Genomic DNA, 3,844 nt, shown 5'->3' with positions numbered 1-3,844 from the left:
CCGACATGCCGGAAACCCAAAAACAACCCAGATTAAGCGAGTTGACCGCTGACGGCCCGCGAGCACGCCCCTACCTGCGGATTCGGGTCTGAGCCGTGCGGCTCAGTCCTGGGCGCGCCGCCTGGCCACGACCATCGCCCCGGCGCCCACCGCCAGCAGCAGGGCCGCGCCACCCGCGATGTACGGCGTCGCGGAACTGCCGCCGGTCTCGGCGAGGTTGGAGTCGACGTCCGGGGCGTGGCCGGTGCCGGTCTGGGGCTTCACATCGCCGCCCGTGCTGCCACCGCCGGAGGTGTTCGCGCCACTGGTCCCGCCGTCGCCGGAGCCGCCGTTGGTCGAACCGCCGTTGCCGGAGCCGCCGTCGCTGGAACCACCACCGGTCGAACCACCGTTGCCGGAGCCGCCGTTGTCACCGCCGCCCGGCCCCGTCCCCTTCGGCGTCTCGCAGGTCGCCTCGGCGAGCGTGACCTCGCCCTGCACATCGGCGACATTCAGCTTGAGCGGATTGACGGAGACCTTCAGCTGGAGCGCTGCCGCCGCCGCGGTGCGCGAGGTGGTGTGCGTCTTCGACAGGTCGAGGGTCACCTCTCCGACCCCGGGCACCTTCACCTGTGTGGTGCCGCCCGCGGTGAGGCTGATCCGCTTGCCGAGGATCGTCACGTGTCCCAGCACGTTCGACTCGGCGACCGGCTTCCTGCCCACCTCGCAGACCGCCTTGGAGGTGACCTGCTCGACCTCGATCAGCGAGAGCAGCGGCAGTCCGGGCACATGGACGCGGGCCTTCGCCACATTGCTGTACCCCTCGGCCCTGTGCTTGTCGACGGTGGCCCTCGTGGTGGCCACATCGGCACTCAGCACGCTGAACGGCCGTCCGTCGTCCACCCCGTCGAGCCGGACGCTCAGCGCGGTCCGGTCGGCGCTGGCGGGCGCCTGCACCTCGTTGAGCGTGGCCTTGAGCGGCACGTCGATCGTCTTGTTCAGGAGCGAGACGTCGAGTGCGGTACGGAGCACGACCGCGCTCGCCTTCCCGTCGCCGGTGGTCGTGGTGGTCGTGGTGGTCGTGGTGGTCGCGGCGGTCGCGTGCGCCGGGGCGGCGGCCAGCAGGGCGACGGGAGCGACGGCGACCGCCAAGGCGGCCAGACGGAAGGTGTTGCTGTTCAAGATGGTGGAACCCCCACATGAGACATGGAGCCACCGGCGCCGTCCGATGGGGGACATCGCGTGCGCCGGCGGCCTCGACCCCGACAGCTTTACGCACGGAGGGTGAACTGGCAGACACCTGACGTGAGTTCACCCCAAAGGGGGGTTTTCGCACCTGTATTCGAATATCTCGGTACGTTCGTTCCTCGCCGTCACCCGATCCGCTGAGCGTGGACGGCCCGGAGGCGGACTGCGCCGGAGTGCGCGCGAAAGTGGTTCAACGACACGGCAGGGAGGCGGTAACTGCCTGTCAACGCGACGCCCCCGGCCGAAAGGGGCCCGGCGGTCCGCTCCTCAGCCGATCACCCGCCCGTTCAGCACCACGCGTCGCGGCGCCGCCAGCACCCGTACGTCCGCCCGCGGATCCTCGTCGTACACCACCAGGTCCGCCGGGGAGCCCTCCTCCAGCACCGGCCGCCCGAGCCACCGACGCGCGCCCCAGGTGGTCGCGGACAGCGCGTCAAGGGCCGGGATGCCCGCCTTCACCAGCTCGGCGACCTCGTCCGCCACCAGCCCGTGGGCGAGGACGCCGCCCGCGTCGGTGCCGACGAAGACCGGAATCCCGGCGTCGTACGCGGCGCGCACGGTGTCGTAGCGCCGCTCGTGCAGCCGCCGCATATGGGCCGACCAGCGGGGGAACTTGGCGTCGCCGCCCGCCGCGAGCGAGGGGAACGTGGCGATGTTGACCAGGGTCGGGACGATCGCGACACCGCGTTCGGCGAAGAGCGGAATGGTCTCCTCGGTGAGCCCGGTGGCATGCTCGATGCAGTCGATCCCGGCCTCGACGAGATCGCGCAGCGAGTCCTCGGCGAAGCAGTGCGCGGTGACCCGGGCGCCGAGCCGGTGCGCCTCGGCGATGGCCGCCTCGACGGCCTCACGCGGCCAGCAGGCGGTCAGGTCGCCCACCTCCCGGTCGATCCAGTCGCCGACCAGCTTCACCCAGCCGTCGCCGCGGCGCGCCTCCTGCGCGACGTACGCGACCAGCTCGCCGGGCTCGATCTCGTAGGCGTAGTTCCGGGTGTACCTGCGGGGCCTGGCGATGTGGCGGCCGGCCCTGATGATCTTCGGCAGGTCCTCCCGGTCGTCGATCCACCGGGTGTCGGCCGGCGAACCCGCGTCCCGCAGCAGCAGCGCGCCCGCCTCCCGGTCGGCGAGGGCCTGCTTCTCGCTGGTGGCCGCGTCGACGGCGCCATGGTGGTCGAGCCCGACGTGGCAGTGCGCGTCGACCAGACCCGGCAGCGCCCAGCCGGTGACGGTCACCGCCTCGTCCGCGCCGGCCGGCCTCCCGTACGAGATCCGTCCGTCGACGGCCCAGAGCTCGTCCCGGACGTCCTCGGGACCGACGAGCACCCGCCCCTTCACGTGCAGCACCCGCGGTGCCGTGTGATCACTCATGAGCAGCACTGTACGAGGCGGCGTCCGGCGCCCTCGGACCATGCCCTGTGTGGTGAGTTGGGGTAGAGCTCGGTCATGGGCAGTGGGCAGTGGGGATGGAGGCTCGGCCCGGCACCGGTGGGTGAGGGAGCGCGCGATGTCCTGGCTCTCCGGCCACCGCGGACTCAGCCCCGCCACGAACGCCGTCCCCCGTCACCACGAGGCATTCCTCGGCCTCTCCGCCACCCTCTGCTGCTGCAAGCGGCTGTTCCGCCTCACCCCATGGGACACGGTCCGGTGCCGCGACGGGGCAAAGCTTGCCGGGGGGCACTGAGCTCCTCTGAATCCCGTCGGTGTCGGGGCGGAAGGGAAGCGTCTCACTCCGCCTGCCGGCCCTGCGTATCCTGCGTGCTGTGCACAGCGGAGTCACGACCATCACGAGGACCAGGGCGCCGAGCGCCCCCAGTGCCACCGTGCCCTCCGTCGCCTGCTCAAGATCCGCACGGACCCCCTCGACCGGTGCCAGCCGGCCCAGCGGGTCGACGACGGCCTGCACCCGGCCCCCCCCTTCCGGTGCCCGTCGCAGGGGGCGAGGGAGTAGCGGATCTCCCGGCCGTCGTCGAGCCGCCGCAGCAGGCAGCTGCTGCTGGACCTGCCCGTCGCCGGCCGTACCGCCGAGACCAGCGCTTCGGTCTGCTCCCCCCGCTGGACCCGGGCGTGGTCGGCCAGCGCCGCGCTGCCGATGAGGAGCACGGCCAGGCAGAGCACCACCGTCGCGACCGCGGAGAGCCAGCCGCCACCTGTCATCTTCACGCCGGTGGCCACGGCTGTCGTGGTGATCGCCACGACCGCCGGCCTCGGCCATGCCACACCGCCCCATCGCAGCGAGAACAACGCCGTGGCGCCGCTGCCGACCGCCAGCATCAGCAGTGACACACCCGTCCCGCGCCACAGCCCGGCCATCGTCTGCGGCGGGCGCCACACCATGCGGTCCGGTCTCTGTGCGCGGGGCATGGCGGCTCCGATCGGCGCGGGGGACGATCGCGCCATCGGAGCAGAGGCACTGCGGCGGCCGTACGGCAGGTCGCCCTCGGAGTCGGGCGCGACGGTCCGCGGGAACGGCGGTCAGCCGTCGCGGGCCCGGCGGATCCGGTGTGCGGTCCACGCAGACACGGCCTTAGCCTCGGGCTTTCGCGTGGCCGGGTGTCCGATGCGTGATCGGAAACGCGAAGAGTGCTCCTGACCTGCGACGATGGGACTTGTCTAGGGT

At 72.1% G+C, this 3,844-nt stretch carries 3 protein-coding genes and 1 pseudogene; 1 reads left to right on the top strand and 3 read right to left on the bottom strand.

Features of this window, described 5'->3' with window-relative positions; translation table 11 throughout:
• Positions 1-102: 102 nt before the first annotated feature.
• Positions 103-1,161 carry an SCO1860 family LAETG-anchored protein gene (locus ABZ826_RS38960; protein ID WP_361459281.1) on the bottom strand — a complete coding sequence of 353 codons (1,059 nt, stop codon included), beginning with the start codon at positions 1,159-1,161 and terminating at the stop codon, positions 103-105.
• 333 nt (positions 1,162-1,494) lie between these two features.
• Positions 1,495-2,571, bottom strand: coding sequence for an amidohydrolase family protein (locus tag ABZ826_RS38955; RefSeq protein ID WP_361459283.1), 1,077 nt, complete (start codon positions 2,569-2,571; stop codon positions 1,495-1,497).
• 133 nt (positions 2,572-2,704) lie between these two features.
• On the opposite strand from ABZ826_RS38955, the pseudogene ABZ826_RS38950 reads away from it, so the two are divergent.
• A pseudogene (locus tag ABZ826_RS38950) lies at positions 2,705-2,908 on the top strand (hypothetical protein); the annotation flags it as partial.
• Positions 2,909-3,009: 101 nt separating this feature from the next.
• On the opposite strand, the gene ABZ826_RS38945 reads toward ABZ826_RS38950, so the two are convergent.
• Complete coding sequence (locus ABZ826_RS38945) at positions 3,010-3,588, bottom strand: hypothetical protein (protein ID WP_361459279.1); 579 nt, start codon at positions 3,586-3,588, stop codon at positions 3,010-3,012.
• Positions 3,589-3,844: the final 256 nt, after the last annotated feature.

The sequence above is a fragment of the Streptomyces sp. NPDC047515 genome, from assembly GCF_040643055.1.
GTDB lineage: Bacteria > Actinomycetota > Actinomycetes > Streptomycetales > Streptomycetaceae > Streptomyces.
This window is presented reverse-complemented; position numbering and strand designations above follow the sequence as displayed.